Raw genomic sequence first — 25660 nt, 5'->3', positions numbered from 1 at the left:
TCACCTCAAGTGTTTTACTTGAATTAGACCAAAGCTTTGCAGAAATCCACGATGCGGGAACACGCGATGTCGAGGTCCATGTCAGCCGCGGCCGTCGATAGTCGAATATGACCCGACATGGCAAAAGCTGTCCCCGGAACAGTCGCCACAAGAGCTTCCTCAAGCAGTGCGCCGGCAAAGTCCTCGTCGTTTACCAGCAGACGGCCTCTTGGAGTACGGCGCCCAAGGAGGCCTTTTACTGACGGAAACGCATAAAATGCGCCTTGGGGAGGAGAGCAGGAAAGACCAGGTGCCCGAGCGAGCGCGTCAACAACCCTGATGCTTCGCTGGTGATAGACAGCTCGGCGCTCCTCCAGAATGTCCTGGGGACCATCGAGTGCAGCCACCGCCGCAGCCTGACTGATCGTTGACACACCAGCTGTCGAGCTGCCCTGCACAACCAGCATCCCATCGAGCCAATCGCGTGGCCCCGTGCAAAACCCCAGCCGCCAGCCAGTCATCGCATAGGACTTCGATACACCAGACATCGTCAGAATGCGGTCTGACAGGTCTGGCGCTTCGGCAGCCAGAGTTTTGCACAACCCATCGAAAACCAGGTGCTCATAGATATCGTCCGATACCACCCGTAATTGAGGGTGTTTTCGCAACACCTCTGCAATGTCACGCAGCATGGCCGCATCAGCAACAGCCCCGGACGGATTGTTGGGGAAATTCAAGAGAAGTAACTTACTGCGCGGTCCAATCGCCGCGGAAAGGTCCGACGCAGAAAGCCGAAAGCCGTTTTCCGCCGGGCACGGGACAAAAATAGGGCTCCCGCCCGCGAACTCAACGACCTGAATATACCCGGCCCAGCACGGCGCGGGGATAACCACCTCGTCACCTTGTTCAACAACAGCCATAACGGCATCGAAAATTGCCTGCTTGCCGCCGTTTGTTACCAAAACATCCGTCGGCGCCACCTTGAGCCCTTGATCTCGTCCAAACTTTCGAGCGACAGCACAGCGCAGGGCCTCAGTGCCCGCAATCGGCGGATATCGTGTCTGCCCGTCAAGTGCAGCTTTGTGAGCGGCTTCAATGACGTGATTGGGCGTCGGAAAATCAGGCTCGCCGATGGCCAGCGAAATAACATCACGACCCGCAGCTCGGAGAGAGCGTGCAAGCGCAGCAGTTGCAAATGTAGCGGCAGGTCGGGTCCGGGTGACACGTAAAGAAAACGGGTTCATCCCGCCTCAGCACCACACCCGACCAAAATATTCAAGTGCATGCGCCGAGTTGGCAGCATTCCTTCCAAGCGCTCCTTAGCGCGTTCCCAAGATTTCGTCCGAAGCGCGGGGCATCACAAAGTGGGCTTTCCAAAACCCGCTGCCGGAGACCCGCACGAAGGCTCGCTAGGGCTTCCAGATCCGACGCCATCGCAACGGCCTTATCAACATAGGAATCCGTACTATCGGTCACGCAATCACAAAGACCGACATTGGAAAGATGGCTGACTGAGTGCCGCGCAGCAAAAAAGTCTCCAGCTAGTGTGATGACAGGAACCCCCATGAACAAAGCTTCGCACGTCGTCAATCCGCCAGAATAAGGTATCGGATCTAGAGCAACATCAACATCTTGATATCCAATTATAAATTGATGGTGCCCAGCACGCCCCCGCAATTCAAGTCGGTCAAGATTTATGCCAATTTCAGCTGCCCGCTTTAGAAACCTATCCGGAACACCAACTTCAGAAAATTGTGGGCATCGCAAAATTAGCCGTGAATTTGGAAGGTGAGACAAAACTCTTCCCCACAGAGAGAGAGATTCGTCAGTAATTTTTGAAAGATTATTAAAGCAACCGAAAGTAACATATCCATTTGCACGGGCAGGAAGCGCCGTAACTGAAGGCGGGTCAGGTGGCGGCGAGTAACAAACATAGCCATCAGGGAGCCGCAATAAACGTTCTGTGTAAAACTGCTCATAACCCACAGGCGTTTCCCACCGGTCCGTGAGTATCCAGTCCACACGCTTCATACCCGTTGTAGATGCTTGTGTGCCAACCCACTTTATTTGAACCGGCGAAGGCCGGTAAGCCAAAGCACCCAATAAACCACCGTCACCGATACCGCTTAGGTCAATAAGGATATCAATCATATTCTCGGCGATCAACTCTGCAATCTCTCTGACCCCCATGCCAGTGCATTCGTGCCATGACGCACTGAAGCCGGAAAGTCTTTTTGCAAACCGATCGTGGTCAGTATAGTGCCCGAAGCAATGCAGCTCGAACATTGACCAATCCAAATTTTCTAGCCCAGCGAAAGTAAGCCAACCAACAGGATGCTGCCTCAATGTATGTGAGAGAACTCCCACCCGCAGAACCTTGTCGGGTCGGAAATCAGTTATCTTTGCGAGGGGAGGACATTCTTCGGGTAGCGTGGAAGCCAATCTCCGCATAGCGGCAAAGAGATCACCAGCTGTTGTACCGTATTTATAAGGAAGCAAAGTACTTTCCGTTTGATACAACAAACCTTTTTCTGCGTAAGGAGCCGCAGTTTGAATATCATCAATTGAACCTGAAATATTACCAGACGATGCACGAATAGTAGCACGATTAAGAAGAACAGTTGAAGAACTTTCAGGTGGAATTATTAATGAGTCTAATAGATCAGCCGCCTCTCCATATCGATATTGCCGACCAAGAGAAACGGCCAAATCATTTGTTATATCGATATCCCCCGGCCGCTGCTTGAGCGCATCTCGGAGAAAAAGTTCAGCCCGCTCAGGCTCTTGGCAAGATAATTCGAAATCCGCATGAAGTTGGAGTAAGTCAGGATCCCCGGGCTGAAGCTTTAACGCCGCTTCTGAAAATGCAATCGCCTCCTGAAGATAGCCCAGGCGACGCGATTTCCGCGCCTCAAGGGCAAGCTGTACGGCGGGTGTCCATTGGGGTACCTCAACCGAGATATCAGAACTACCGGACACTACCGCAAGGACGTCACTGTGCATCATTGCATACCGCAAACAATGTGGCGCTAATACGCCTGCTCGAGTGACAGCCTCAAGGGATAATCCAACAACTCCAAGTGCAAGACACGCAATCGAAAATGCATGCCATGCCTCATCATTATCTGGCGCCCGCCTGGTAGCTTCCTCAAGATATGAAAATGCTTCAAGAGGATCATTGTCTCGCAGCGCCAAAACACCCGCAGCAATGAACGGTTCATTACGACATATAGGCAAAGATGTCGCCCTGCGATAATATTCCCGGGCCTCTACAATCTTGTTTTGCCCACGCATATATTGCGCAAGCCTAATCCATGGCTCATCCCAACTAGGAGCAACGTAAGCTGCCATTTCAAGTAAACACAGCGGAGATTTATCAGAGCAATCTACCTCAGCAGCTAACGCCATCGCTATAAAATCGGCCGCCCGCCGTCTATCTTCCGCCACCACGGCACGCCCATTCATAGAATCAAACAGTCCGCGGTAAAGAGCGCGTCGCGGCGTTAAATAATGTTGTCGCCTCCTCCCAATTACCTGTATTTGTGGCCACCTGTACGGCAAGAAGGCAAGTATCAAGATTGGCAATGCCGTCAATAATAAGATCGCTGATAAGAGATGAGGCTTCCTCAAAGGCACCACGCGCAAGGAGTGAAGAAATCAAGACATGCGTGAGTTCCAATTTCTGTGTTTGATCTCCATCAGCACGAGACCCAAATCGATCAAGGGCCGCCTTCGTAGCGATTTCCGCCTCACCAGGAGCCGACCGCGCTAAAGCACGTAAAATTTGTAGATTATCTGGCATATCGACCAAAGCCTCACGCAAGCAAACAACTCCTTCGTCTTCCTGCCCGAGTTCTAGCAATGCTCGACCAAGCATAGATTTCGAAGTCGCATCTCGTGGATTAAAGGTAATTGCTTCCGCTGACGCTTTTGCGGCCTCGATCCAATCATGTTCATCGAGGCTGATCTCAGCGGTCATGCGTAGCAAAAGCGGATGACCAGGATGCTCAATAAGCGCATCCGCCACGATCTGTTTGGCGCGACCGCGATCACCCAGGCTAAATTGAATCATGGCTTCAAGCACCGCAATCATACCAAAATCTTCGCCAAGGCGCCTCAACGACGGCAATAGAAGCGCGGCGGCATTCAACTGTCCGCGCTCAATCAACTGCCGCACTCGATTTCGAATTATTTCATGCGTACTCGGTCTTACAGATATAAATTCGAACGGAATATTGCTTTCTACTTCATTCATTTTATGTTCCTTTTGAACATCTTTATTTTTCCTCGACGTACTCGATTATACTATGCAGTAAGAGAACTGGCTTGAACAGCAAGAGAGATCAGGTTAGCCGATGCACCATTACCACCCATTTGACTCGCTTGGGTCACGGCTAGGAAACGGTCTGTAAAAGACTGCACAAAATTCTTGTCCTGAAATTTCGTTACGTCCAGGCGACTATTTATCGCTTGCTCTTGTGCATTTAGAGGCTGAAACGCTATTTGCTGGGGTAATCCGAGCGCTGTTGTGACAACCGATCGCATGACAGCGTCACCTAGAATTTGCGTGGCGTTCGTAAATTTTGAGGCATTTTGAATAAAATAAAGGGCATTAGATAAACCAGGCGTTTGCTTATCAAGAGACTGACGCCATAATACCTCTGCATAAGCATTTGTCAAAGTTGAGATTGTTGACTGCTTTTTAATTACTGACAGCCCCTGCGAGTAAAATTGATATAGCTGTGCTGTTGCCAGCCATTGCGTGTTCGTTGAGGCTAATTGATTTGCGAGACCGTTGGGGTCTTTTGGATTCGATAGCAACGCCTTTTGCGCAAGCGCCGGAAATCCTGCCTCTGCACCCAGTCCATTTGCAGTCAGAAGTACCTTTAGAACTGTTGGATTTGATAATAGTTCTTTAGGTGATTTTGCTTTGTTAACCGCCTTTGTAAAAGCGGCGATATCCCTCTGAACTTGAGGAGTTTTAGCCTGCGCTTGGATATCTTTCGTCTCATTCCGCTGCGCGATGTCGAGGGCAAGGATGGGATTTTGTGAGCTAAATGTTGTTGCGCCTACTGTTCCACCGTAACTCGCCTGAAGCAGAGATACTGTGTTGGATGATGAACCAACGCCGGATGCCGCAAATAGCGAATTTATGTTGGACGAAAACGAAACAGACACAGATTGCTCCGTAGCTTTATGTTACGCCCTACCACTCAAGCCATTTGCAAAATTATCGCAAATTGTTGCAATGAAATCAACGTCTATGGTTTCTAAATTCATCTGTCTAAGAACAGTGTTTGCAACAGATACAATTTGAACTCGCAATGATTCTGGTAATGGATTTAGTGGGTCTAGATTTGTAGCTAAAACTGTTTGCCAAACTCTTCTTGCTGTAGACAGCGCCTTGACACGTTCAAGTTCATTATCTGCCGACCGTAATAACACACTGACGCTACGAAAGACCTCTGCGTCCTGCTGCCGCTGATCACGGAGGCTATTGGCGGACTCGTAAGCTTTAAGAGCTTTTGCTTGATAAGACATCGATGATCCCTTTTGGTGACCCACATTTCGTTATCACTGACATGACCCCAGGACCGCTGCCTCGTGCCGCATGATCCTCCGTGACAATTTTAGAGCTTCGTAACAATCATCTGCCTTCGCACATTCAAGCGCCCGGTCTAGAATTTCCCGGGCTAGGGGGGAGGTGGTTGCCTGCTTGAACTGCTCGATAAGCTCACGCGCCCTTAAAAGGGCAGATTCACGTTCTTCAGTTGTTCCAATATATGCAGTTTGTAGAGCAAAATATATCTGCTTCGCTGGCGTATTTACTTCATCCGGACGTAGTATTTGCTTTCCGAACATGAAGCGAGCCTTCGCGGTTAGCTCTATCCGCGATTTTGTGCGGAAGCGGATCGGTGCGCCATTCAAAACCATGATATCGCCTTGGCGAAGCTCCAGCACCAGAACCGACATTCGAGTATCCTTTTTAAGGCGGGAGACGGAGCCGGCCTGCCTAGTCTCCAGGCCGGCCCCTGGCTGATGGCTAGATCAGCTTCGTGAGAATTGACGGCTGCTGATTCGCGATGGAGAGAGCCGATGTCGCAAGCTGCTGCTGGATCTGGAGGGACTGAAGCTTGGCAGACTCAGCCGCCATGTTAGCGTCAACAAGCGCTCCAAGACCGTTGCTCAGAGCATCCATTTTGTTTTGATTATATGTAATTTGGGCGTCGATTTGGTTAGTTAAATTACCATATGTATTTAGGTAAGAACCGACACTGGAGACCTGTTTGCTGAATGAGCCAGTGGCGGTCAAAAAGTTCGCAACTGTTGCGTAGCTGTATGTGCCGGAAGCAACTTTTGCGAGCGACGCTCCGATTGTAGACAACGCACTGTATACACTGCCGAGGGAGTTTGCTGTGATCGATATTGTGTTGCCGTTAGCATCAAGTGACACGTGCAGGGCAGAGGACGTAAATGTGGCCGAAGATGTTTTGAGAGTGCCGCTGCTGGACCCAATCAGGGTCTGCCCATTATATCCGGCTCCCTGGATATAAAATTGGAGATTTTTTAGCTGAGACGTAAACTGAGCTGCGTACTGTGACTTTTGGGAGTCCGAAATCGACGAGCTCGACAAGTTCACCAGCGTCGAATCCATGCTCTGCATCAGATTCGAGATATTGGTCAGGGCGGTATTAGTCGTCGAAAGCAGCCCCTGGGTATCACCAAGCTGCTGGTTTGCCGCCGTAAGGCCGGAGATGTTGGTACGGACCGACTGGGCCACCGCGAACGCGGCACCGTTGTCAACGGCGCTGCTGACAGAATAGCCCGTCGAAATCTGGTTCTGAACGCTGTTCAGCGCCGTGTTAATTGAGTTGAGGGTTTCAACGCCCACCATAGCGGCGGAGTTGGTGATAATCGAGCTAACCACACCGGACATGCTTTGTATCCTTGGCTATCATTCAGTCTTTGGTCCGCATTTTGCGGAGATGACGTATATTACGCCGCACTCGTTAACGCCCGATGAAGTTCGGCCTCAAATATATTGAGTGAGGCTCATCGTTTTCACCGCGGCGATAAGCTGATAAGAAGCCTGCAATTGCGTTTGCGTTGACGACAAATGCGTGAGAGTCTTTGCCATATCAACCTGATCGAAGCCTGCAACCTGGTTTGTGAAGGCCGTGTATGTGTTCTGCAGATCAGATATTTGCGTATTCACCAGCGCCTGGTTATTTCCGAGCGCGCCAGCATCCTGAGCCATCGTGTTGATTGCGTTTCCGAGGCTGGACGACATCGCGCTGGCAAAGCCGTTGAAATTCGGATTTGATATCTGACTAGAATTGAGACTGCCAATCGCGGAAAGCGTTGTGAGAATGTCCTTGATGTAGGACCCAGTTGTGTTGCTTCCCGTCGACTGCCCGATGAACTGGTTACCGCTAGCGACGATCCCCGTGGTGATCGGTACCCCGCCGGCACCTAGAACAACCGGAGCGGCCGCGTTGCTCGATAAAGTGCTGGAGAATGGGCTGTTCGATGCACTCGTCGCCGCCGCGAACACACCCGAAACCGAAAGGTTGCTGGTCGCACTCTGGATACTCACGTAAAACGCGGCACTGGTAAAACTGGTCGCGTTCGGCACCGGCGGTATCGTGCTGTCCTGCCCGGCGAAGATATACCTCGTGCCATCCTGGCTGTTCAGCAGGCTGGCAATCTGGGTCACCGCTGTTCGCGCGGTTGCCGCCGCAGTGTCTAGCGCTCCGCTCGTGAGCGAGCTTACACTCTGGAATTGTTGCAGCGCCTTTGACGCGATATCGCTGATCGTCTGGATCGCATTCTGCTGCACGCCCATTTGCCCCTGGGCAACCTTCAGATTTGAGATCGTATTATTGAGCGTATTGAGCGATGCGTTGACGGTGAGCGTGGGGCTGGCCGATCCAGCCTGCGCGCTCTCAAGACCCGCATAGGTCGTTGCGACATATCCCGTCTGTGACTGGATCGTCAGCTGGCCGAGCTTCTGATTGATGACGTCCGAATTCGCCGCGAGCTGCTGGATCAGCCCGAAATTGCCGGTGGAGAGTCCTGATATGGATGCACTCATTGGACCATCGCCTGCACCGCCTGCCACATCTGTTGGGCGATCGTCACCGTTTTGGCGTTCGCCGCGTAAGCGTTCTGCAGCGTGACGAGCAGACTCATCTGCTGATCTATATTCACGCCACTGGTGGACGCAGCCTGCGTCTGCAAGGCTGTTGAAAGGCTAGTCGCATTCGTCGCGGCAGTTTTTGCCGTACTGCTGAGCGTTGCCTCGTTGGCGGTGAAGTTCGAGGCAACGGTCGTAAGCGATCCGGAACCGGAATAGGGGAGCGTCGCGGTGCCTGACGCATCCGTATAGGTGGAAATCGCTGCGGGCTGCGCCGACCCACTCAGTGTTGTGGTTCCGAGCGCGGCGTTCAGAACATTTTGGATCAGCCCGGTGAAGCCCGCCGGACCATTAGAGGGGTTTGGTGTAAACAATACCCCACCGGATGAATTCGTTACGGTATTGGTGCCATCGCGCACCAGCGCGGGATTGGCGGTAACGGTGGGGTTAACGGTAATGGATGCCGAATATCCGTTGCCAGCACTGGTTGGCACCGCACCCGAGGGATCCGTGAACAGGCTCAGACCGGCATTGGCGAACCGGCTTGAGAGAGCCTGGGAGAACGAGTCGAGGCCTGCCTGGATTTGAGGAAGCGTCGTGTTGACGAGCTGCTGAGCACCGCCAAGCTCGCCACTGAAGCTGACGGCGGTACCGCCGACTGAAAATGTGGTCCCGCCCGCGGTCGACGAAACATTGACCTGGGACTGGCCGCTCAAGGGCAACTCGATCCCGTTCGGCGAAAACAGGGAAACAGCGCCGTTGGCTTGCGTGATCGTCTTCGCACCGGTCAGGGAGGCGACGGTCTGAATAGCCAGGTCGCGCTTGTTTGTCAGATCCGCGGTGCTTTTGTTCTGCTGCCCGAGATTGATGATCTGCGCATTCAACGAACCGATCGTGGTTAGCGTGGCGTTCAGTTTCGTGACGTCAGCAGCAACCGTAGTCCCGGTTGATTGCACCGCCGATTGGACGGTATTGGCAATCGTGTTGATCTGGCTCGTGAGAGACTGGGCGGCATTCACGACAGAGAGCTGCTGAACCGCGCTTGAGGGATCGGTCAGCAAGGTCTGGAAGCCAGATTGCAGATTGGCCACCAGGCTAGGCAGGTCATTGCTCTGGCCCGGCGTCCCCATGACCTGATCGATCCCGGACAAGGTCGAGGAGACGATGCCCTGATAGGAATTCTGCGCCAGAGACTGATTGACCTGCGTCTGAATGGCCGTGTTGAGCTGCCGCGTCGCGGGACCGGCGATGACGCCAGACCCTTGGCCACCGGCGGTTTCGGTCGAAAGATTGACGGTCTCGACCGAATAGCCGGGCGTCGTTGCGTTCGCCACGTTCTGCGACACGACGGCCATCTGCTGGTCGATCGCGCTCAGCCCGCTGCTGGCGATCGCGAGTCCGGTTCCGATGCTCATAATCTCTTATTATCCGGTGAAATGATTACGGAAAGGTAAACGATTACTGAACCATATTAACCGTTGTCTGGAGCAGCTGTTGTGCCGCGGTGACGACTTTCGTATTCGCGGTATAGGCTTGCTGGGCGTTGATCAGATCCGTGAATTGCGTCGCAATATCCACGTTGGAATTCTCGATCGACCCCGTCACGAGCGATCCGCCGCTCCCGCCAACGGCGTTGACCGTGGCAGACCCCGAAGCCTGCGTGGCTGTTTCGAGCTGGCCGCTCTGGTTCTGCAGCGCATCCGGCGATGCGAAGGAGGCCAGCGGCACCTGCGCCACGAGTTTGGAAAACCCGTTGGTGTAATTCGCGGTGATGTTGCCCTGCGTGTCGATCGACAAATTGCTGAAATTGCCGGACGGCGATCCGTTCTGGGTAACCCCCTGCAGGTTCAGCGTCGTCCCGGCATACTGGGTAAGCCCGGTGGTGCTGCCAGGCGTACCGAAATCCAGAGTGATGGGCTGGGATGTGCCGCTGAATGTCGGCGAAATCTGCAACTGTCCGCCCGTTGCGGTGGCGCTCGAGCCGGTAGCGGGGGTGATGGAATTCAGCGTGCCGTTCCCATTGAACACGACATTGGCCGTGAAGGTCTTCCCGCTCGTATCATTCGGCGAGGACGCCGTCAGCGTCCAGGTTGTTGTTGGCTGACCCGCGGTAGTCGTTGATGTTGGAGAGGAAAACTGGAGATCCAGCTGCTGCAGGTTGCCCAGCGAATCATACGTATCAACCTGCGTCGTCACCGGCGTGGTTGTCGGCGTGGTCGGCAATGTCGCTGAAATCGTCACATTCGAGGTCGGCACCGGCGGCGAGGCCCCCTGGGAGACCTGGATCGGCGCGAGCGCCGAGGTATTGATGGTTCCTGTCGTGGGATCAGCGGACCAACCGTCGAGATAGGCGCCGGAGCCGTTCACCAGATAGCCCGATGCATTCAGCTTGAAGTCGCCCGCACGCGTGTAATATTGCTGGGCATTGAAGGTCTGGGTGGTTTTGCCGCCAACTGTTGTGCTGGCGCCCGGAAGTGACACTGTGAAATATCCGTTGCCGTTGATCGCCATGGCAAGCGGATTGCTCGACTGGGTGATCGTCCCCTCGACCGTATTGGTATATTCGGGGTTGGCCACCACCGAGTCAGGCCCGTTGCTGGAAGCTGTGCTCTGGACGAGATAGTTGATGAAATGGGTGTTGACGCCCTTGTAGCCGGTCGTCTGGGCGTTCGCGATATTGTCGCTGATATTGGTGAACGCGGCAGACTGGGCCTGCAGACCACTGACCGAAGTATCCAAAGCACCGAAAATCGACATCCTGTCCTCAGCTCCAAATGGTTGACGGCTCATCCGCCGCGCCGCCAGCGTCGCCTTGTGGGCGAGAGGAAACGCGCTCACCCCGCTGCTGCACGAACCATGCCAAGACGCAGGAGCGCGCCCTGCCGCCGTTTCAACGCCGCCCGGCAGAAGAAACCCGGCAGAAACGGCCGGCCCATTCGGTCCAACCCGGCAGTTTTTGCCGCCCGACCGCAAGTCTGCGCCGCGATCGCCGTGCGTTTTCATCAGGCGCGTCTTGGCAAGTTTTTTGCTTATTAGCTCGCATGACCTCTGGAACCGTCATCTCCGTCGCGCCCGGCCTGCCCGCTCCACCGCCGCCTCAGGGCGGCAGCCAGATCTCGGCGCCGTCCAGCGCTGAGGGAAGGGACAAAAGCTCGGCCGCCACCGCCTCCGGCACCGCCAGCAGCCAACCCTCCTCGACGACACCGTCCACCGCGCCACGCCTATCGGCGGTCGCAAATGGACAGGCCGATGCAAAGACGACGGCGGGCAGCGGCCATGCGCCTTCCTTCGGCGCCGCGCTGGCCGGGGCGGCCAAAGGATCCGGTGAGGCGAAATCCACCGCCGCTGGCGGCACGGCCCAGGCCGCATCCAGTGCGAGCGCAGATCCCAAGGGCAAAACGTCCGGCAAAACGGCTGCTCGCCCTGCCGTCGATGCAGCGGGCGCGCCGTTGCAGATCGCGCAACCCGACCCTGGGGGAGCCCAGCCGGCGACGCCAGCCGCAGCGGCGCCGGCAAGTGCCTCTACCGGACAGGCGAAGGACAATTCGCACAAATCCGATCACACCGCCTCGACATCTGGCGCAAGCGCGGCTCCAGCAAGCGCGCTCCCTGCCGCCCAGCCTGCAACGCCGCCAGCACCAACCGGGCCCGTCATCGCGATCGTGACCACGGCGGCGCACGCGGTCGCCAGCGGCCCAACGACCCCCGCAGCAGCCGACGGGAACGCTGCGCCATCGATTTCCGGCAAGCCGGCGGCCAGCAGCACCGCGACGACCTCGGCCTCCGGCAACACGTCCGCCGGCGCCGCGTCCTCCGCCGCGGCCGGTTCCGCCGGCAGCCCACCCTCCGCCGGACCGACACCTGCCGAAACAGCCCTGGCGCATGAGGCCGCGGCGCGGTTTCATATGGCGCTCGCCGCCGCCACGCCCGGGCACGCCGAGCCGGCCCATGCGAAACCGTCCTCAGCGGCCGGGACAACCGGACAACCCGGTACGACCGTATCGCCCGGAACCGTTTCCTCGCCCCTGCTCGCCGCATCGGCCGCGGCCCCGTCACAAACTGGCGGCGCAACTGCCTCGGGCGCTGCCGCAAGCGCCAGCCCGGCTTCGGCGTCGAGCCAGATTTCCGCGGCCCTGGTCAATGTCAGCAAGCTCGACGCCTCTCACGGCGCCGCCGGCGCGGCATCGGGCACCCGCCTGACCATCGCGCTGGCGCCGCCGGCTATCGGCACCGTCACGCTGCAGATCGACCGTCATTCCGATGGCAGCTCCTCGGTCACAATCGGGGCCAGCCATGCGCAAACGCTGCTCGACCTGCGGAACGACCATACGACTCTCGATCAGGTCCTGACCCAGGCCGGCCTGCCAGCAGCCAACCGGAGCATCAGCTTCAACCTGATCGAGCCGCGCGCGAGCACCGCAAGCCAGCCGCAACCCGGATTCGGCGGCGGCTTCGGGTTTTCCGGCGGCGCGCCCCAAGGTGGGTCTGCGGGGGGCTCTGGAGGGGGCTCCGGGGGCGGTTCGGCGCGAAACGCCGCGCCCGTTTACCAGGTCCCGTCCATTGCCGCCGGCCCCGCCACAACCTCTGTTGCGGAAGCCGTAGGGCTTCCGGCCAATGTGACGCTGCGCCGCTTCGGCGTGAATGTCATGGCCTGACCGTTTGTTTCACCCGCCGTTCCGAATTCGATCCCAAAGGAGCCCATGATGACCAGCAGCGTCGCCTCAGTCGCCTACCAGCAGAGCCAGCTGACCGCCGCCGCCAACGCCGCCGCTGCCGGGATCGGCGGCGCAAGCTCCAGCACGAGCGCCGCCAGCAGCGCGGCCGCGTCCAGCACCGGTGGCAGTTCGACGGCGAACGCCCTGAGTTCGCTCTCCTCGAACTACAACAACTTCCTGACCATGCTGACCACGCAGTTGCGCAATCAGGACCCCACCAACCCTGTCAGCTCAAGCCAGTTCACCTCCGAGCTGGTGCAGTTCTCGCAGGTCGAGCAGCAGATCAACACCAACCAGAGCCTGACGCAGTTGCTGCAACTCACCCAGGCGGGCGACCTTACCCAGGCCAGCGCGATGCTTGGCAGCAAGGTCACCGCAACATCGAGCCAGCTGCCGCTGCAGAACGGCACGGCGACGCTCAACTTCAATGCGCCCACATCCGGCCCGGTGGCGGTCGCGGTTTACAACAGCGCCGGCCAGCAGATTCTCGACAGCGCGATCAACGCCACCGCCGGCAGCAATTCCTGGACCTGGAATGGCAAGGACGCGTCCGGCACGCAGATGCCGGACGGTGCCTATAACGTCGCCGTGGTCGAAGGCGGGGCGAATGGCGCCACCACCACCCTCCCCTTCACCATCACCGGCACGGCCACCGGCGTGACGAGCAGCGCCAACAGCGTTTCGCTGCAACTCGGCAACGTCGCGATTCCCTTCACAGCTGTCACCAACGTCACGAAATGAGATACGACCGGCCGGGCGGTTCCCCGCCCGACCGGCGCCAGCCCCCGATCTCCATCCCGCGGGCCAACTCCGTTTTCCCTGACGGGGGAAGCGCCCTCTCAGGCAGGTCGTGAATATGAATGGGGCCAAGCAAGAGAATCATCCGCGCCGGAAGGATCGGATGCTGCTCAGGTCTCGCGCATTGGTCTTATTGCGTCATAAATACTGACATAAAAACCGTCCCCTGTCACCGGAGCACTTTCCGATCCATCCGGATCGGATTCAGTGCGCTATAATATTGATAAACAAAGCATCTTTACGCGATCAGATGTCTCCATCTGATCGGGTGATGCTTTCGCAGCACGGCTGAGCCCGTCAGCGCCGCGCTGTATTTCAAAAATCGCATATCACTCCACGGACAGACGAGCCGGCCACAATGCCCTCACAACGGGCGCGACAGGTCGAGGACTGATTATGGTGGTTTTTCTGCTCCAAATTTTCTAAATCTCTGAAAACATGACGTATTTTTATTTTTACAATCAAACGAAAAATAATTCGTATTATTTACCAAAGTGTAAATTATTCTATAAATTGTAAATATACGATTACAATATTTTCTTTCTTAATATTTATCTTCTTACAGAATCAAATTGTCCCATCTCTTGTGCATTTAGAGTATTCGTTTATGTAAAACCGAGTGAATTATCTGAATCGAAACGAAACGGATAATTTTGATTACGAAATAATGAGGATACCTCGATGAACTCGCTCTCCCAGAACGGCAAATTTGATATGGAAATTGATATAAAAAAATACAACATATCTCTGTTCTGTGAATCTGAAGATATCAATATCGATTTTCCTAATAATTTATTTAACGTTAATTATTTTGAAATAAAAAATAATATCCAAAAGAATATCAAAGACAACATAATTGTAAGTGACGTATTTATATTTGTGCTAAACGGTGACAATTTTTCCTCTCTGGCCAGTATAACCGAGATTCGTGACCTGACGCGTAGGCCGATCATAGTCCTTGTAAAGAATTACAGCGAGGCGGTGGCTGTGACCCTGTTCCGGATCGGCGCCGACGAGGTTCTCGATGCCTCGATCGGCATGCACGATCTGGAAATCCGCATCGGCAACATGGTCAGACGGCAGGCCAAACATGCCCCCAGAGACATGGAAACGCCCAGCGTCGCGATTGCGGATTTCCTGTTTCTCAACATCCGCAACCGTGCGGTGCTCCATGAAATTTTCACGCCCTATGAGCTGATGGCGCTCAGCCTCCTCGTGCGCAATGCCGACAAGATTCTGTCACGCGGCGACATGGCCTCAGCCATCAAGGGCCGAGCCGTCGGCTACAACGATCGCAGCATCGACAACCTCATGTCGCGTATCCGCAAGAAACTCCGCAACCTTGGTCTTGAGAAATACAAGATCCGCAGTTTCAATTCCGTTGGCTATCACTTCATCTCCGGCGGCGAAAACTTCATCGCCGATCTCGACAACGCGCTGCAAACCCAGATTTACGCGGGCATGAATCCCCACGACCCCGAAACACCATCATCGGATACCGACTGGTAATCACGCCCCACGTTTGCGAACAGCAAAGAGGCGGCCTCCGCGCGGATGACGGATCGCGCGCGGAGGTCTGCACGTTCTCGCCGTGCATCTCCGCCGGGGCAAATTGTCAGCCCCCAGCCCGATGGGAGAGCGATTGTCCTCATCAGCGACCCTGCAAAGCAGAATTATTTTTTAGATTTTATTGAAACAAGTTGAATAATAAATAAAATTGTAATCAATCAAATATATTTTATCTATTTCATATAATACATATTATATTTTTTATATAGATAGTGAATTTATTCCTTCGTTCACCCGATATTCAAACTTGTATTATGTATTTTCATATTTTATCGGTCATGCGTTCAGACCACAGGAACCTGACAGATGAACAAAGATTGCACATCGCCCGGCTTCCGCAGAACTCCCGTTATCAACCCATGATCAAGAAGAGCCATGCGAGGCGGATCGCCGGTTCCTGCCTCAACCGGCTTGCCGATCTGGTTCGTCCCCATCAGCGGTTGCGGCGTCTGGCGCTGGCCTGCCTGCACGCCACCCCCTGGCTCGACAGGTGGCAGCGCAGTCTCCGCCATCAATCGCTGGCCGGCGCCGCCGGCGAACGGGTAATCGGCAAGCCCCGACGGCCGCGCCCCACGATCCGGGCCAGGCAGTTCCACCATCGCCGCGATCTCGCAAACCTCAGCGCCACGGCCGGACGACTGTATCTGCAAATGCTGCGCGCCAGCGCCAACCGGCAGGGCTGATGCGCCTCGTCATCGATGTTCAGGGCGCGCAGACCAAAGGCAGCGCGACACGCGGCATCGGCCGCTATACCCTGGCACTGACACAGGCGATCGCTCAGCTGCGCGGCAACCACGAAATCATCGTCGTCGCCAGCGATGCCTTCCCCGAGAGTCTCGCCCGGCTGCGCAACGGCATCGCCGATCTGCTGCCACCGGGCTGCTTCCGGGTCTGGCAGTGCCCACGGGGTCTGAGCCCGCATACCCCGGCCGGACTCGCCCGCAGGCGGGCCGCCGAAATGGTCAGGGAAGCTTTCCTCGCCGCGCTCAGGCCTGACGCGATCCTGATCTGCAGCCTGTTCGAAGGCGGCGACGATGATTGCGTCGCCAGCATCGGCATGTTGCACGACATCCCCACCGCCGTGGTGCTCTACGACCTGATCCCGCTCATCCACCGTGAAATCTACCTCTCGCCCTGCCCCGCACGGGAAGCCTGGTACGAGGCGCAGCTCGCGCATCTCCGGCGTGCCGATCTCGTGCTCGGCATTTCCGGCTCGACCTGCCGCGAGGCCGAAACCATGCTCGGCCTGCCGGCGTCGCGCATCGCCGCCATCGGCGCCGCCGCCGACAAGGCGTTCCACCGCGAGGCGCTGCCGGCGGATGCGGTGCAGGCGGTCCGCGCCCGGCACGGGCTTCGCGAGCGCTTCGTGATGTATACCGGCGGCATCGACCACCGGAAGAACCTCGATCGGCTGGTCGCCGCCTTCGCCCGCCTGCCGGCGCACCTGCGCGCGGCGCACCAGCTCGTTATTGTCTGCGCCGCCGACGCCGCGGCGCGCGAGCGGCTGCAAACCCTCGCCCGGCGGGAAGGGCTGGGGCCGGCCGATCTGGTGCTGCCCGGCTTTGTCCCGGAAGACGAGCTGATCGCGCTCTACCAGGCCTGCACCCTCTTCGTGTTCCCGAGCTGGCACGAGGGCTTCGGCCTGCCGGCGCTTGAAGCCATGGCCTGCGGCGCGCCGGTGATCGCCAGCAACACATCGAGCTTGCCCGAAGTCGTCGGGTGCGACGACGCGCTGTTCGACCCGATGGAGACCGGGGCGATCGCGGCGAAACTCGAACAGGCGCTCGACGATGAGCCGTTCCGCCGCCGCCTTGCCGCGCACGGACTTCGCCAGGCGACGACCTTCTCGTGGCACGCCACCGCCCGTCGCGCGCTCGATGCCATCGACGCCCTGCCACGCCGCCCGCCGGCTCCGGCGCCCACGCCACAGCGCCCGCGCCTCGCCTATGTCTCGCCGCTCCCGCCCGAGCGCAGCGGCATCAGCGAGTACAGCGCCGAACTCCTGCCCGAACTCGCCCGGTTCTACGAGATCGAACTGATCGTCCGGCAGGACGAGGTTCTGCCCGCGTGGCTCGGCACCCAGTTTCCCATTCGCACGCCGGATACGCTGCGCGAGACCCCTGCCCGCTACGATCGCGTGCTATATCATGTCGGCAATTCCGCCTTCCACGAGCACATGTTCGACCTGCTGGCCGAAGTGCCGGGCGTCGTCGTGCTGCACGACGTCTGTCTCTCCGGCGTCATGCGGTGGCTGGAGGACAACCGGCAGAGCGCCGGATTCTTCGCCCGCGCGCTCTATCGCAGCCACGGCTATGCCGCCGTCGCGCGCGGCACGCGCGACGCCGGCGAGGGACTCGCCCCCTACGCCTGCAATCTCGACGTGCTCGAAAACGCGGTGGGGGTCATCGTCCACAGCGCCGGCGCGGCGCGGCTGGCCGCGGAGATCCACGGCCCGGCGATGGTGCGCGACTGGCAGGTGATCCCGCTGCTGCGCACCCCAGCGCCACCGATCCCGCGCGGCGCGGCGCGGGCAAGGCTTGGCCTGCCCGCCTCGGCCCTGCTCACCTGCAGCTTCGGCATCCTGGCGGAAACCAAGCTGAACCACGCCCTGCTCGATGCCTGGCTCGCCAGCGGGCTGGCCGAAAACCCCGACGCCCTGCTCGTCTTCGTCGGCGAATCGAGCAGCGATGCCTACACCGCCGCCCTGCTCGACCGCATCGCCGGCAGCCCCGCTGCCGGGCGTATCGCGATCACCGGATGGACCGACGCCGCCACCTATCGCGACTATCTCGCCGCCGCGGACATCGCGGTGCAGCTGCGCGCCGCCTCGCGCGGGGAAACCTCCGCCGCGGCGCTCGACTGTCTGAACAGCGGCATTGCCACCATCGTCAACGCCAACGGATCGATGGCCGAACTCGATGAGAGCATCGCCGTGAAGCTGCCGGAGGATTTCGAACCGGCAAGTCTGGCCGCCGCCCTCGAACGCCTCGCCGCCGACACCGCGGCACGGCAGGCACTCGGCGGCCATGCGCGCGACCATGTCCGTCACCACCACGCACCTCGCGCCTGCGCCGAGGCCTATCATCAGGCGATCGAGACGGCATGGCGGCGGGCGCTGATGTCGGTCCAGGGGGCGATCGCGCGGATCGGCCAGCTCGCCCCCCCGTTATCGCGGGCCGAACTCGGCGAGGCCGCCGCATGCCTCGCGCAGAACCGCGAACACGGCGGACTGCGTCAGCTGCTCGTTGAAATCCCGCCCGAACCCGGGCCCGACGCCGCCCAGCGCAGCCTGCTGGCCAGGCTGCTGCGCGCGCCGCCAGCGGGATTCCGGGTCGAGCCGATCCGCTTCGAGGCGGCGTCCTGCCGCTACGCGAGATGCTGGACGATGGACCTGCTCGACCTGCCCCGCGCCGGCTTCACCGATGATCACGTCGAGGCGCATGATGGCGATATCGTGCTGTCGCTGCCCGCAGGGCACGCGATGCAGGAGACACGGTACGCATTCACCCGCCGCTGGCAGGCCCTTGGCATCCGGTTCGGCCAATTCGACGATTACATCCGATCGGATGATGCTCCCTACGCTGCCCCGCGCTGTCCGCCGCAGCGCCTCAGCCCCGCGGCGCGGCCGCGCGCGCAAGCCGGTCGTTGATCGCAACGCCAAGCCCCCGCAAAGGCACCCGCGCCACCGCGATGCGCCGAAGCCCGGCGGCGATCGCGGTATCGTCCAGCTCATGCAGGGCATCGAACAGCCGGGCGGCGGCCTCGACCAGATCGCCCGCCGGCGAGAGATTGAGCCTGACCGCGGCTGCACCACCCGGCTCCGGCCCGAAACCGAGCCAGGCCTCTTCCGCCTCCGGCGTCTCGGCATCGAGGCGCAGCGGCAACACCGGCGCGTAGTGCGACGCCAGCATTCCCGGCGCCTTCACGTCTCCCCCCGTCCCGCTTGCGAGATCGATCGGGCCAAGCACCGCTTCCAACGCCTCGCGGGACACGCCGCCGGGGCGGAGAATGGCGGCACGCGGTCCGGTGAGGTCGAGAATGGTGGACTCAAGCCCAACACCGCAGGCTCCGGACTCCAGAATCCCGGCAATCCGCCCCTCCAGCCCGGCGAGAACATGCGCAGGGCGCGTCGGGCTCAGCCGGCCGGACAGATTGGCCGAAGGCGCCGCCACCGGCCGGCCGGTGGCGGCAAGCAGGGCGCGCGCCACCGGATGGTCGGGCACCCGAACGGCGAGGCTGTCGAGCCCGGCAGTGACGAGGGCGGCGATGTCGCTCTCGTCGCGGCGCGGCAGAACCAGGGTCAGCGGCCCCGGCCAGAACGAAGCCGCCGCCCGCGCCGCCCGCGCATCCGCCTGCGCATGGCGGAACGCCGCATCGGCGTCGGGCAAGTGACTGATCAGCGGGTTGAAGCGCGGCCGGCCCTTGGCCTCGTAGATCGCGGCGACCGCGCTGGCATTGGTGGCGTCCGCCCCCAGTCCATAGACGGTCTCGGTGGCGAACGCGACGAGTTGGCCGGCGGCCAGCAGCGCCGCGGCCCGGGCGATTCCGGCCGCATCCGCGGCAAGGCGCTCGGTCATTCCTCGTCCGGCTTCAGCAGGTCTCTGGCGACTTCCGGCCGGTGCAGCAACTGGTTGATCCGCGTCGCCTCATCCAGCGCGTGATCGGGCTGGAAATGCAGCTCGGGGACGAATTTCATCCGCAACCCGTGGCCGATCGCGCCGCGCAGATACGGGCCGACGCGCCGCAGCGCCGGCAGATAGCGCTCGATATCCGCGGCGCCGAGCCGGGAGACGAACACCGTCGCGTGCTTGAGGTCCGGGCTCATCCGCACCTCGGCTACCGTGACATGCACGCCCGCAAGGTCGGGATCGCGGAACTCGGTGCGAGCGAACAGTTCGGCAAGCCGGTGGCGGAGATCCTCCGCCACCCGGCGCTGCCGTTGCGAGGGCCCCTCGGCGCCGCCCTTTACGCCGGAACGGTTTCGGTCTCGTAGCATTCGACCACGTCGCCTTCGCGAAGATCGGAGAAGCCGGCGAAGGACAGGCCGCATTCATAGCCGCGCGCGACTTCCCGCACATCGTCCTTGAAGCGCTTGAGCTGCGACAGCTCGCCCTGGTGGATCACCACGCCCTCGCGCAGCAGGCGAACGCCGGCGCCGCGCTTGACCTGCCCCTCGGTGACATAACAGCCGGCGACCTTGCCCACCTTGGTGATGTTGAACACCTGGCGGATTTCGGCGTAGCCGAGGAACTTCTCGCGCTGGATCGGCGCGAGCTTGCCCTTCACCATCGTCTCGATGTCGTCGGACACCTGGTAGATGATGCTGTAGTAGCGGATATCGACACCATCCCGGCTGGCCAGGGTACGGGCCTGCGCATTGGCGCGCACGTTGAACGCGACGATGATCGCGTCCGACGCCTTGGCAAGCTGCACATCGCTCTCGGTGATCTGGCCCACCCCGGCGAGCAGCACGCGCACGCGCACCTCCTCGTTGCCGAGTTTCTGCATGGTGACCTGGATCGCCTCGGCGCTGCCCTGCACATCGGCCTTGATGACGAGCGCGACTTCCTTCTGCTCGCCGGCCTGGATGCGGGCGAGCATCTGGTCGAGCGTGCCGCGCGCGGCGGCCCCGGCGGCGGCGGCATGCTCGCGCATCCGGCGCTGGCGGAACTCCGCGATCTCGCGAGCCCGTCCCTCGCTCTCGACCACGACGAACACCTCGCCCGCCCCCGGCACGCCGGAAAGCCCGAGAATCTCGACCGGCGTGGATGGGCCGGCTTCCTTCACCGTCTGCCCGCGATCGTCGATCATCGCCCGCACGCGGCCCTGCTCGGTGCCGGCGACGATGATGTCGCCCTGCCGCAGCGTGCCCTTCTGCACCAGAATCGTCGCCACCGGGCCACGGCCGCGATCGAGGCTGGATTCGATCACCGCGCCTTCGGCGGTGCGGTTCGGGTTGGCCTTGATGTCGAGCAGTTCGGCCTGCAGCAGGATCGCCTCCTGCAACGCGTCGAGCCCCTGCCGCTTCAGCGCCGAAACCTCGACATCCTGGGTCTCGCCGCCCATCGACTCGACCGCGATATCGTATTGCAGCAGCTCGCTGCGCACGCGGTTGGGGTTGGCATCGCCCTTGTCCATCTTGTTGATGGCGACGATGATCGGCACGTTCGCCGCCTTGGCGTGGCGGATCGCCTCGACCGTCTGCGGCATGACGCCGTCATCGGCGGCAACGACCAGCACGACGATGTCGGTGACCGACGCGCCGCGGGCACGCATCGCGGTGAACGCCTCATGGCCCGGCGTGTCGATGAAGGTCATCTTCGCGCCGGAATCGAGCGTCACCTGATAGGCGCCGATATGCTGGGTGATGCCGCCGGCCTCGCGGGCCGCGACATCGGTCGAGCGCAGCGCGTCGAGCAGGCTGGTCTTGCCGTGATCGACATGGCCCATGATGGTGACCACCGGCGGGCGCGGCTTGAGATCGGTCTCGGTATCCTCCTCGCCCTCAAGCCCCTGCTCCACATCCGATTCCGACACGCGCTTCGACTTGTGGCCGAATTCCTCGACCACGAGTTCGGCGGTGTCGGCGTCGATCGTCTGCGTCGCGGTGGCCATGACGCCGAGTTTCATCAGCGACTTCACCACCTCGGGCACGCGCGCGGCCATGCGGTTGGCGAGTTCCTGAACGGTGATGGTCTCCGGCAGGATCACCTCGCGGACGACGCGCACCTGATCGGAACGCAGCCGTTCCAGCTCGGCCTGTCGGCGCTCGCGGTCGCGCTGGCGGCGCACCGAGGCGAGCGAGCGGACGCGCTCGTCATCGCCGGACAGCGCGGCCTGAACGTCGATCCGCGCGCCGCGGCGGCGATCGTCGACGGCCTTCTTCGGCGCCGGCACGGAAGGCTTGCGACTGGGCGCGGCGCCGCCGGGGCCACCGCCACCGGGGCGGCGCGCCGGGCGCGGCGCTTCCTCTTCCTCCTCGCGCCCGCCACGGCCGGCGCGCAGGCGAAGGGTTTCGGATGCAGCACCAGCCGGGGGCGCGGCCGCCGGCCGGCGCGGGGGCACCGCGGCGGGGCGGGCGGCGGATGGCGCAGCGGCGGCGGGCTTCGGCGCAACCGGCGCTACGGCCGCTTCCGGTGCCGGCGTCGTGGCGGCGGCAGTCTCCTGCTCGGCCTTGCGCCGCGCGGCGTCTTCCTGCTCGCGGCGCTGCGCCTCTTCCTCCTCGGCGCGGAGACGGGCGGCTTCCTCGGCGGCGCGCGCCTCCTCCTCGGCCTTGCGCCGGGCTTCCTCGGCGGCGGAGAGGATCGAGATCTTTTCCTGCTCGCGCCGCTCGGCCTCGGCCCGTGCCGCCTCGCGCTGCTGCTCGACCACGGCGCGCTGGCGCGCGGCCTGCTCAGCCGCGGTCAGCGCCCGCGGCGCGGCGGCGCCACCGCCCGAACGCGGCTGCCCCGAAGGGCGTCCCTGCTCGGCGGCGCCGGCAGCGCCCCGCTTCTTGCGCACCTCCACCTGGACGACCTTGGATCGTCCATGGCTGAAGCTCTGGCGCACGGAACCGGCATCGACCGTCCGCCCCAGCTCGCCCCGGTTTGCCGGGCGCAGCGAGAGCCGCCCCTTGGTTTCGCCTTGATCCTGCTCGTCGCTCATTCAATCCGGTCCGTAATCAATTCTGTGTCTTCATCAGCATCTTGTCGGCGGGCGGTCAGATCTGCCGGCCACCCCGGTCGGTCTTCTCTCTGCCCGCTCCCTGCGGCGGTTGCAATCGCAAGGCCGCAGGTTCGGTATCGGTCACCCCCGCCAGCCGGACGGAGTCGGCCTCGATCTGGACGGCGAGCCGTCCCGGCCCGATCGCCACGTGCACCGAGCGTTCCCGCCCGAACACCGCCCCGAGCCGCGCCGCGTCCAGCGGCCGCACCACCCTGGTTTCGCGGCGCTGGACCAGCCGTTCCTGCTCGGCCAGGCTGCCATCGGACGCCTCGACCAGCAGGGCGCACTGCCCGGCGGCAATCTTTTCCTTCGCCTTCTCGAAACCGCACACGGCCTGACCGGCGCGGCGCGCCAGCCCGAGACGTTCTGCAATCCGCTGTTCCAGCGTGCTGGCCACGATTTCCGCCAAGCCAGACGGTGCCACCAGACGCCGCCCCGCCGCGCGGGAGAATGCGTTGGCCTTCACCGCCTTGTCTATCACATCCCGGCGCGCACTCAACCACAGCCCGCGACCGGGCAGGGTTGCAGCGGCGTCGAAAACCAGCGCATCCGACGCCAGCGCCTCCGGGGGCGCGACGAATCGCAGCATCGTCTCCCGCGGCAGGCGCGCGCGCGTCACCAGGCAGCGGCGCAGGGGCCCGTCCTCGGCCGCGTCGTCTTCCGCAAGCCCGGCCAGTGTGTCGGGATCAGCCAGCGTCCTGCTCTCCCTCGAACCAGTGGGCGCGCGCCGCCATGATGACGGCGTTCGCCGCATCCTCGTCCATCGCCTCGGCGCCGACGATCTCGATCAGCTCGTCGGAGGCGAGGTCGGCCAGATCGTCCAGCGTCTTCACCCCCTTCTCGCCGAGCGCCACCAGCATCGGCGCGGTCAGCCCCTCCGTCCCGGCGAGGTCGTCGGCAACGCCGAGGGCGCGGCGTTTGTCCTCAAGCTCGTTCGCCTTGCGTTCGAGCGCGGCCTCGGCGCGGCGCTGCAGCTCGGCGGCGATCCCCTCGTCGAACCCCTCGATGGAGGCCAGCTCATCGACCGGCGTGGCCGCAAGGTCGTCCACCCCCTCGAAGCCTTCCGTCACCAACAGGCCGGCGATCACGTCGTCGACATCGAGCGCCTCGACGAACAGGCCGGAGCGGCGGCGGAACTCTTCCTGCCGGCGCTCGCTTTCCTCGGCTTCGGTGAGGATGTCGATGTCCCAGCGGGTAAGCTGGCTGGCGAGGCGGACATTCTGGCCACGTCGGCCGATGGCGAGGCTGAGCTGGGTGTCGGGCACCACGACCTCGACCTTGCCGGCCTCCTCGTCGAGCACGACCTTGGACACTTCCGCCGGCGCCAGCGCGTTGACCACGAAGGTCGCCGGATTCGGGCTCCAGGGAATGATGTCGATCTTCTCGCCCTGCAGCTCGGCCACCACCGCCTGCACGCGCGAGCCGCGCATGCCGACGCAGGCGCCGACCGGGTCGATCGAGCTGTCGCGGCTGATCACCGCCATCTTCGCGCGCGAGCCCGGATCGCGGGAAACCGCCTTGATCTCGATGATCCCCTCGTAGATTTCCGGCACTTCCTGGGCGAACAGCTTGGCGAGGAAGCCGGGATGGGTGCGCGAGAGGAAAATCTGCGGCCCGCGCGGTTCCTCGCGCACATCGTAGATGAAGGCGCGCACCCGGTCGCCATTGTGCAGATTCTCGCGCGGAATCGTCTCGTCGCGCCGCAGCAACGCTTCCGAGCGGCCGAGATCGACCATGAGGTTGCCGTATTCGGTCCGCTTGACCACGCCGGTGATGATCTCGCCGACACGATCCTTGTATTCCTCGAACTGCCGCTTGCGCTCGTATTCGCGAACGCGCTGAACGATCACCTGCTTCGCCGTCTGCGCCGCGATGCGGCCGAAATCGATCGGCGGCAGCGGGTCGACCAGAAATCCGCCAACCTCGATCTCGGGCTTGAACTTCCGCGCGATATGGATCGGGATCTGGGTTTCCTCGTTCTCCACCGTCTCGACCGCCTCGGTCCAGCGCGAGAGGCGCACATCGCCGGTCTTGCGGTCGATCGTCGCCCGGATGTCCTTCTCGTGGCCATACTTGGCGCGGCCGGCCTTCTGGATGGCCTGCTCCATCGCCTCGAGCACTTCTTCACGGTCGATCTGCTTCTCGCGGGCGACCGCGTCGGCGACGAGCAGAAGTTCGGGGCGGGCTATGGCGGTGTCCATGGTCATCTCGCTCTGTTCACGGATCGTGGGTCAGTTGGCAGACGGCGGGGTTTCCGTCGCCTTGATGAGGTCTTCGGTCAGCACGAGCTTGGCGCGGCGGATATCGCCATGCGGCAGCTCCACCGTCTCGCCGGAATCGAGCTTCACCCGCGCATGGGCGGCATCGGCGCCAAGCACCGTGCCGGTCAGGCGCTTGCGGCCCGAGGCGGTCGGCACGTCGAGATCGATGCGGGCGAGATGGCCGGCATAGCGGTTCCAGTCCTTCACCCGGGTCAGCGGCCGGTCGATCCCGGCGGAACTGACTTCCAGCGTCCAGGCCGAGCTGATCGGATCATCGACGTCGAGCACCGCCGAAACCAGGTGGCTGATCCGCTCGCAATCATCGAGCGAAAGCTGGGTCTGGTCGGCGCGGTCAGCCATGATCTGCACGGTCGGCGTCTGCTTGCCCATGATCGCGACGCGCACAAGCTCGTAGCCGATCGATTCGAGGCCCGGCGCGATCAGCTCGGCGATCCGGCCCTCAAGGCCGCTATGGGTGGGTCTGGTATCGTTCACAG

The 25660-nt window shown here is 61.0% G+C and carries 23 protein-coding genes; 5 read left to right on the top strand and 18 right to left on the bottom strand.

Features of this window, described 5'->3' with window-relative positions:
* Positions 1-23: 23 nt before the first annotated feature.
* The 12 genes from ACIDOCELLA78_RS000000108565 to ACIDOCELLA78_RS000000108510 all read right to left on the bottom strand — a co-directional run bounded on the left by ACIDOCELLA78_RS000000108565 (position 24) and on the right by ACIDOCELLA78_RS000000108510 (position 11906).
* On the bottom strand, positions 24-1223 hold the full coding sequence (locus ACIDOCELLA78_RS000000108565) for a pyridoxal phosphate-dependent aminotransferase (RefSeq protein ID WP_201729229.1): 1200 nt from the start codon (positions 1221-1223) through the stop codon (positions 24-26).
* Between the two features lie 31 nt (positions 1224-1254).
* On the bottom strand, positions 1255-3444 hold the full coding sequence (locus ACIDOCELLA78_RS000000108560) for a hypothetical protein (protein ID WP_201729228.1): 2190 nt from the start codon (positions 3442-3444) through the stop codon (positions 1255-1257).
* Positions 3445-3448: 4 nt separating this feature from the next.
* A complete protein-coding gene (locus ACIDOCELLA78_RS000000108555; RefSeq protein WP_201729227.1) occupies positions 3449-4234 on the bottom strand; it encodes a hypothetical protein in 786 nt (261 codons plus the stop codon).
* A 50-nt stretch (positions 4235-4284) separates the two neighbouring features.
* On the bottom strand, positions 4285-5157 hold the full coding sequence (locus ACIDOCELLA78_RS000000108550; protein WP_201729226.1) for a DUF1217 domain-containing protein: 873 nt from the start codon (positions 5155-5157) through the stop codon (positions 4285-4287).
* Between the two features lie 21 nt (positions 5158-5178).
* Positions 5179-5520, bottom strand: a complete 342-nt coding sequence (locus ACIDOCELLA78_RS000000108545; RefSeq protein WP_201729225.1) for a flagellar biosynthesis regulator FlaF — start codon at positions 5518-5520, stop codon at positions 5179-5181.
* Between the two features lie 33 nt (positions 5521-5553).
* Complete coding sequence (locus tag ACIDOCELLA78_RS000000108540) at positions 5554-5952, bottom strand: flagellar biosynthesis repressor FlbT (protein WP_201729224.1); 399 nt, start codon at positions 5950-5952, stop codon at positions 5554-5556.
* A gap of 70 nt (positions 5953-6022) precedes the next feature.
* A complete protein-coding gene (locus ACIDOCELLA78_RS000000108535) occupies positions 6023-6916 on the bottom strand; it encodes a flagellin (RefSeq protein WP_201729223.1) in 894 nt (297 codons plus the stop codon).
* Positions 6917-7012: 96 nt separating this feature from the next.
* Positions 7013-8074, bottom strand: coding sequence for a flagellin (locus ACIDOCELLA78_RS000000108530; protein WP_201729222.1), 1062 nt, complete (start codon positions 8072-8074; stop codon positions 7013-7015).
* Positions 8071-9531: a flagellar hook-associated protein FlgK gene (gene flgK, locus ACIDOCELLA78_RS000000108525; RefSeq protein WP_201729221.1), complete on the bottom strand. Its 1461-nt coding sequence runs from the start codon at positions 9529-9531 to the stop codon at positions 8071-8073. Before flgK ends, ACIDOCELLA78_RS000000108530 begins: the two co-directional genes overlap by 4 nt.
* Before the next feature lie 43 nt (positions 9532-9574).
* Positions 9575-11119: a flagellar hook protein FlgE gene (gene flgE, locus ACIDOCELLA78_RS000000108520; RefSeq protein ID WP_249676255.1), complete on the bottom strand. Its 1545-nt coding sequence runs from the start codon at positions 11117-11119 to the stop codon at positions 9575-9577.
* A gap of 94 nt (positions 11120-11213) precedes the next feature.
* Positions 11214-11507: a hypothetical protein gene (locus tag ACIDOCELLA78_RS000000108515; RefSeq protein WP_201729220.1), complete on the bottom strand. Its 294-nt coding sequence runs from the start codon at positions 11505-11507 to the stop codon at positions 11214-11216.
* Positions 11508-11675: 168 nt separating this feature from the next.
* Entirely contained in the window at positions 11676-11906 is a 231-nt protein-coding gene (locus ACIDOCELLA78_RS000000108510; protein ID WP_201729219.1) for a hypothetical protein, read from the bottom strand.
* Between the two features lie 115 nt (positions 11907-12021).
* Here ACIDOCELLA78_RS000000108510 and ACIDOCELLA78_RS000000108505 point away from each other — a divergent pair, with 115 nt between their 5' ends.
* The 5 genes from ACIDOCELLA78_RS000000108505 to ACIDOCELLA78_RS000000108485 all read left to right on the top strand — a co-directional run bounded on the left by ACIDOCELLA78_RS000000108505 (position 12022) and on the right by ACIDOCELLA78_RS000000108485 (position 18847).
* Complete coding sequence (locus tag ACIDOCELLA78_RS000000108505; RefSeq protein WP_201729218.1) at positions 12022-12771, top strand: flagellar hook-length control protein FliK; 750 nt, start codon at positions 12022-12024, stop codon at positions 12769-12771.
* Positions 12772-12819: 48 nt separating this feature from the next.
* The gene (locus ACIDOCELLA78_RS000000108500) at positions 12820-13572 is read left to right on the top strand and encodes a flagellar hook assembly protein FlgD (protein WP_201729217.1); all 753 of its coding nucleotides are present in this window, start codon (positions 12820-12822) and stop codon (positions 13570-13572) included.
* Positions 13573-14310: 738 nt separating this feature from the next.
* On the top strand, positions 14311-15138 hold the full coding sequence (locus ACIDOCELLA78_RS000000108495; protein ID WP_201729216.1) for a response regulator transcription factor: 828 nt from the start codon (positions 14311-14313) through the stop codon (positions 15136-15138).
* 419 nt (positions 15139-15557) lie between these two features.
* The gene (locus ACIDOCELLA78_RS000000108490) at positions 15558-15881 is read left to right on the top strand and encodes a hypothetical protein (protein ID WP_201729215.1); all 324 of its coding nucleotides are present in this window, start codon (positions 15558-15560) and stop codon (positions 15879-15881) included.
* Complete coding sequence (locus ACIDOCELLA78_RS000000108485) at positions 15881-18847, top strand: glycosyltransferase (RefSeq protein WP_201729214.1); 2967 nt, start codon at positions 15881-15883, stop codon at positions 18845-18847. Before ACIDOCELLA78_RS000000108490 ends, ACIDOCELLA78_RS000000108485 begins: the two co-directional genes overlap by 1 nt.
* On the opposite strand, the gene ACIDOCELLA78_RS000000108480 is transcribed toward ACIDOCELLA78_RS000000108485, so the two are convergent.
* Genes ACIDOCELLA78_RS000000108480 through rimP form a run of 6 tightly spaced genes read right to left on the bottom strand, consistent with a single transcriptional unit; the run spans position 18807 to position 25658 of the window.
* Positions 18807-19775, bottom strand: coding sequence for an L-threonylcarbamoyladenylate synthase (locus ACIDOCELLA78_RS000000108480; protein WP_201729213.1), 969 nt, complete (start codon positions 19773-19775; stop codon positions 18807-18809). The genes ACIDOCELLA78_RS000000108485 and ACIDOCELLA78_RS000000108480 overlap by 41 nt on opposite strands.
* Positions 19772-20194, bottom strand: a complete 423-nt coding sequence (rbfA, locus tag ACIDOCELLA78_RS000000108475; protein WP_201729212.1) for a 30S ribosome-binding factor RbfA — start codon at positions 20192-20194, stop codon at positions 19772-19774. The genes ACIDOCELLA78_RS000000108480 and rbfA overlap by 4 nt, the downstream gene beginning before the upstream one ends.
* Positions 20164-22842: a translation initiation factor IF-2 gene (gene infB, locus ACIDOCELLA78_RS000000108470; RefSeq protein WP_201729211.1), complete on the bottom strand. Its 2679-nt coding sequence runs from the start codon at positions 22840-22842 to the stop codon at positions 20164-20166. Before infB ends, rbfA begins: the two co-directional genes overlap by 31 nt.
* Before the next feature lie 55 nt (positions 22843-22897).
* On the bottom strand, positions 22898-23656 hold the full coding sequence (locus tag ACIDOCELLA78_RS000000108465) for a DUF448 domain-containing protein (RefSeq protein ID WP_201729210.1): 759 nt from the start codon (positions 23654-23656) through the stop codon (positions 22898-22900).
* Positions 23589-25103 (bottom strand): transcription termination factor NusA, encoded by a 1515-nt coding sequence (gene nusA / locus ACIDOCELLA78_RS000000108460; protein WP_201729241.1) that lies wholly within the window; start codon positions 25101-25103, stop codon positions 23589-23591. The genes ACIDOCELLA78_RS000000108465 and nusA overlap by 68 nt, the downstream gene beginning before the upstream one ends.
* A gap of 30 nt (positions 25104-25133) precedes the next feature.
* A complete protein-coding gene (rimP, locus tag ACIDOCELLA78_RS000000108455; RefSeq protein ID WP_201729209.1) occupies positions 25134-25658 on the bottom strand; it encodes a ribosome maturation factor RimP in 525 nt (174 codons plus the stop codon).
* Positions 25659-25660 lie beyond the last annotated feature (2 nt).

This window comes from Acidocella sp. C78, assembly GCF_907164655.1.
Note: the sequence above shows the minus strand (reverse complement) of the source record. Positions and strands in the feature narration are given on the sequence as shown.

Coding starts and splice junctions, on each gene's coding strand:
- ACIDOCELLA78_RS000000108565 (WP_201729229.1), bottom strand. CDS start 1,223: ATGAACCCGTTTTCTTTACGTGTCACCCGGACCCGACCTGCCGCTACA.
- ACIDOCELLA78_RS000000108560 (WP_201729228.1), bottom strand. CDS start 3,444: ATGAATGGGCGTGCCGTGGTGGCGGAAGATAGACGGCGGGCGGCCGAT.
- ACIDOCELLA78_RS000000108555 (WP_201729227.1), bottom strand. CDS start 4,234: ATGAATGAAGTAGAAAGCAATATTCCGTTCGAATTTATATCTGTAAGA.
- ACIDOCELLA78_RS000000108545 (WP_201729225.1), bottom strand. CDS start 5,520: ATGTCTTATCAAGCAAAAGCTCTTAAAGCTTACGAGTCCGCCAATAGC.
- ACIDOCELLA78_RS000000108540 (WP_201729224.1), bottom strand. CDS start 5,952: ATGTCGGTTCTGGTGCTGGAGCTTCGCCAAGGCGATATCATGGTTTTG.
- ACIDOCELLA78_RS000000108535 (WP_201729223.1), bottom strand. CDS start 6,916: ATGTCCGGTGTGGTTAGCTCGATTATCACCAACTCCGCCGCTATGGTG.
- ACIDOCELLA78_RS000000108530 (WP_201729222.1), bottom strand. CDS start 8,074: ATGAGTGCATCCATATCAGGACTCTCCACCGGCAATTTCGGGCTGATC.
- flgK (WP_201729221.1), bottom strand. CDS start 9,531: ATGAGCATCGGAACCGGACTCGCGATCGCCAGCAGCGGGCTGAGCGCG.
- flgE (WP_249676255.1), bottom strand. CDS start 11,119: ATGAAAACGCACGGCGATCGCGGCGCAGACTTGCGGTCGGGCGGCAAA.
- ACIDOCELLA78_RS000000108505 (WP_201729218.1), top strand. CDS start 12,022: ATGGCGCTCGCCGCCGCCACGCCCGGGCACGCCGAGCCGGCCCATGCG.
- ACIDOCELLA78_RS000000108500 (WP_201729217.1), top strand. CDS start 12,820: ATGACCAGCAGCGTCGCCTCAGTCGCCTACCAGCAGAGCCAGCTGACC.
- ACIDOCELLA78_RS000000108495 (WP_201729216.1), top strand. CDS start 14,311: ATGAACTCGCTCTCCCAGAACGGCAAATTTGATATGGAAATTGATATA.
- ACIDOCELLA78_RS000000108490 (WP_201729215.1), top strand. CDS start 15,558: ATGATCAAGAAGAGCCATGCGAGGCGGATCGCCGGTTCCTGCCTCAAC.
- ACIDOCELLA78_RS000000108485 (WP_201729214.1), top strand. CDS start 15,881: ATGCGCCTCGTCATCGATGTTCAGGGCGCGCAGACCAAAGGCAGCGCG.
- ACIDOCELLA78_RS000000108480 (WP_201729213.1), bottom strand. CDS start 19,775: ATGACCGAGCGCCTTGCCGCGGATGCGGCCGGAATCGCCCGGGCCGCG.
- rbfA (WP_201729212.1), bottom strand. CDS start 20,194: ATGCTACGAGACCGAAACCGTTCCGGCGTAAAGGGCGGCGCCGAGGGG.
- infB (WP_201729211.1), bottom strand. CDS start 22,842: ATGAGCGACGAGCAGGATCAAGGCGAAACCAAGGGGCGGCTCTCGCTG.
- ACIDOCELLA78_RS000000108465 (WP_201729210.1), bottom strand. CDS start 23,656: ATGCGGCGAACGCCGTCATCATGGCGGCGCGCGCCCACTGGTTCGAGG.
- nusA (WP_201729241.1), bottom strand. CDS start 25,103: ATGGACACCGCCATAGCCCGCCCCGAACTTCTGCTCGTCGCCGACGCG.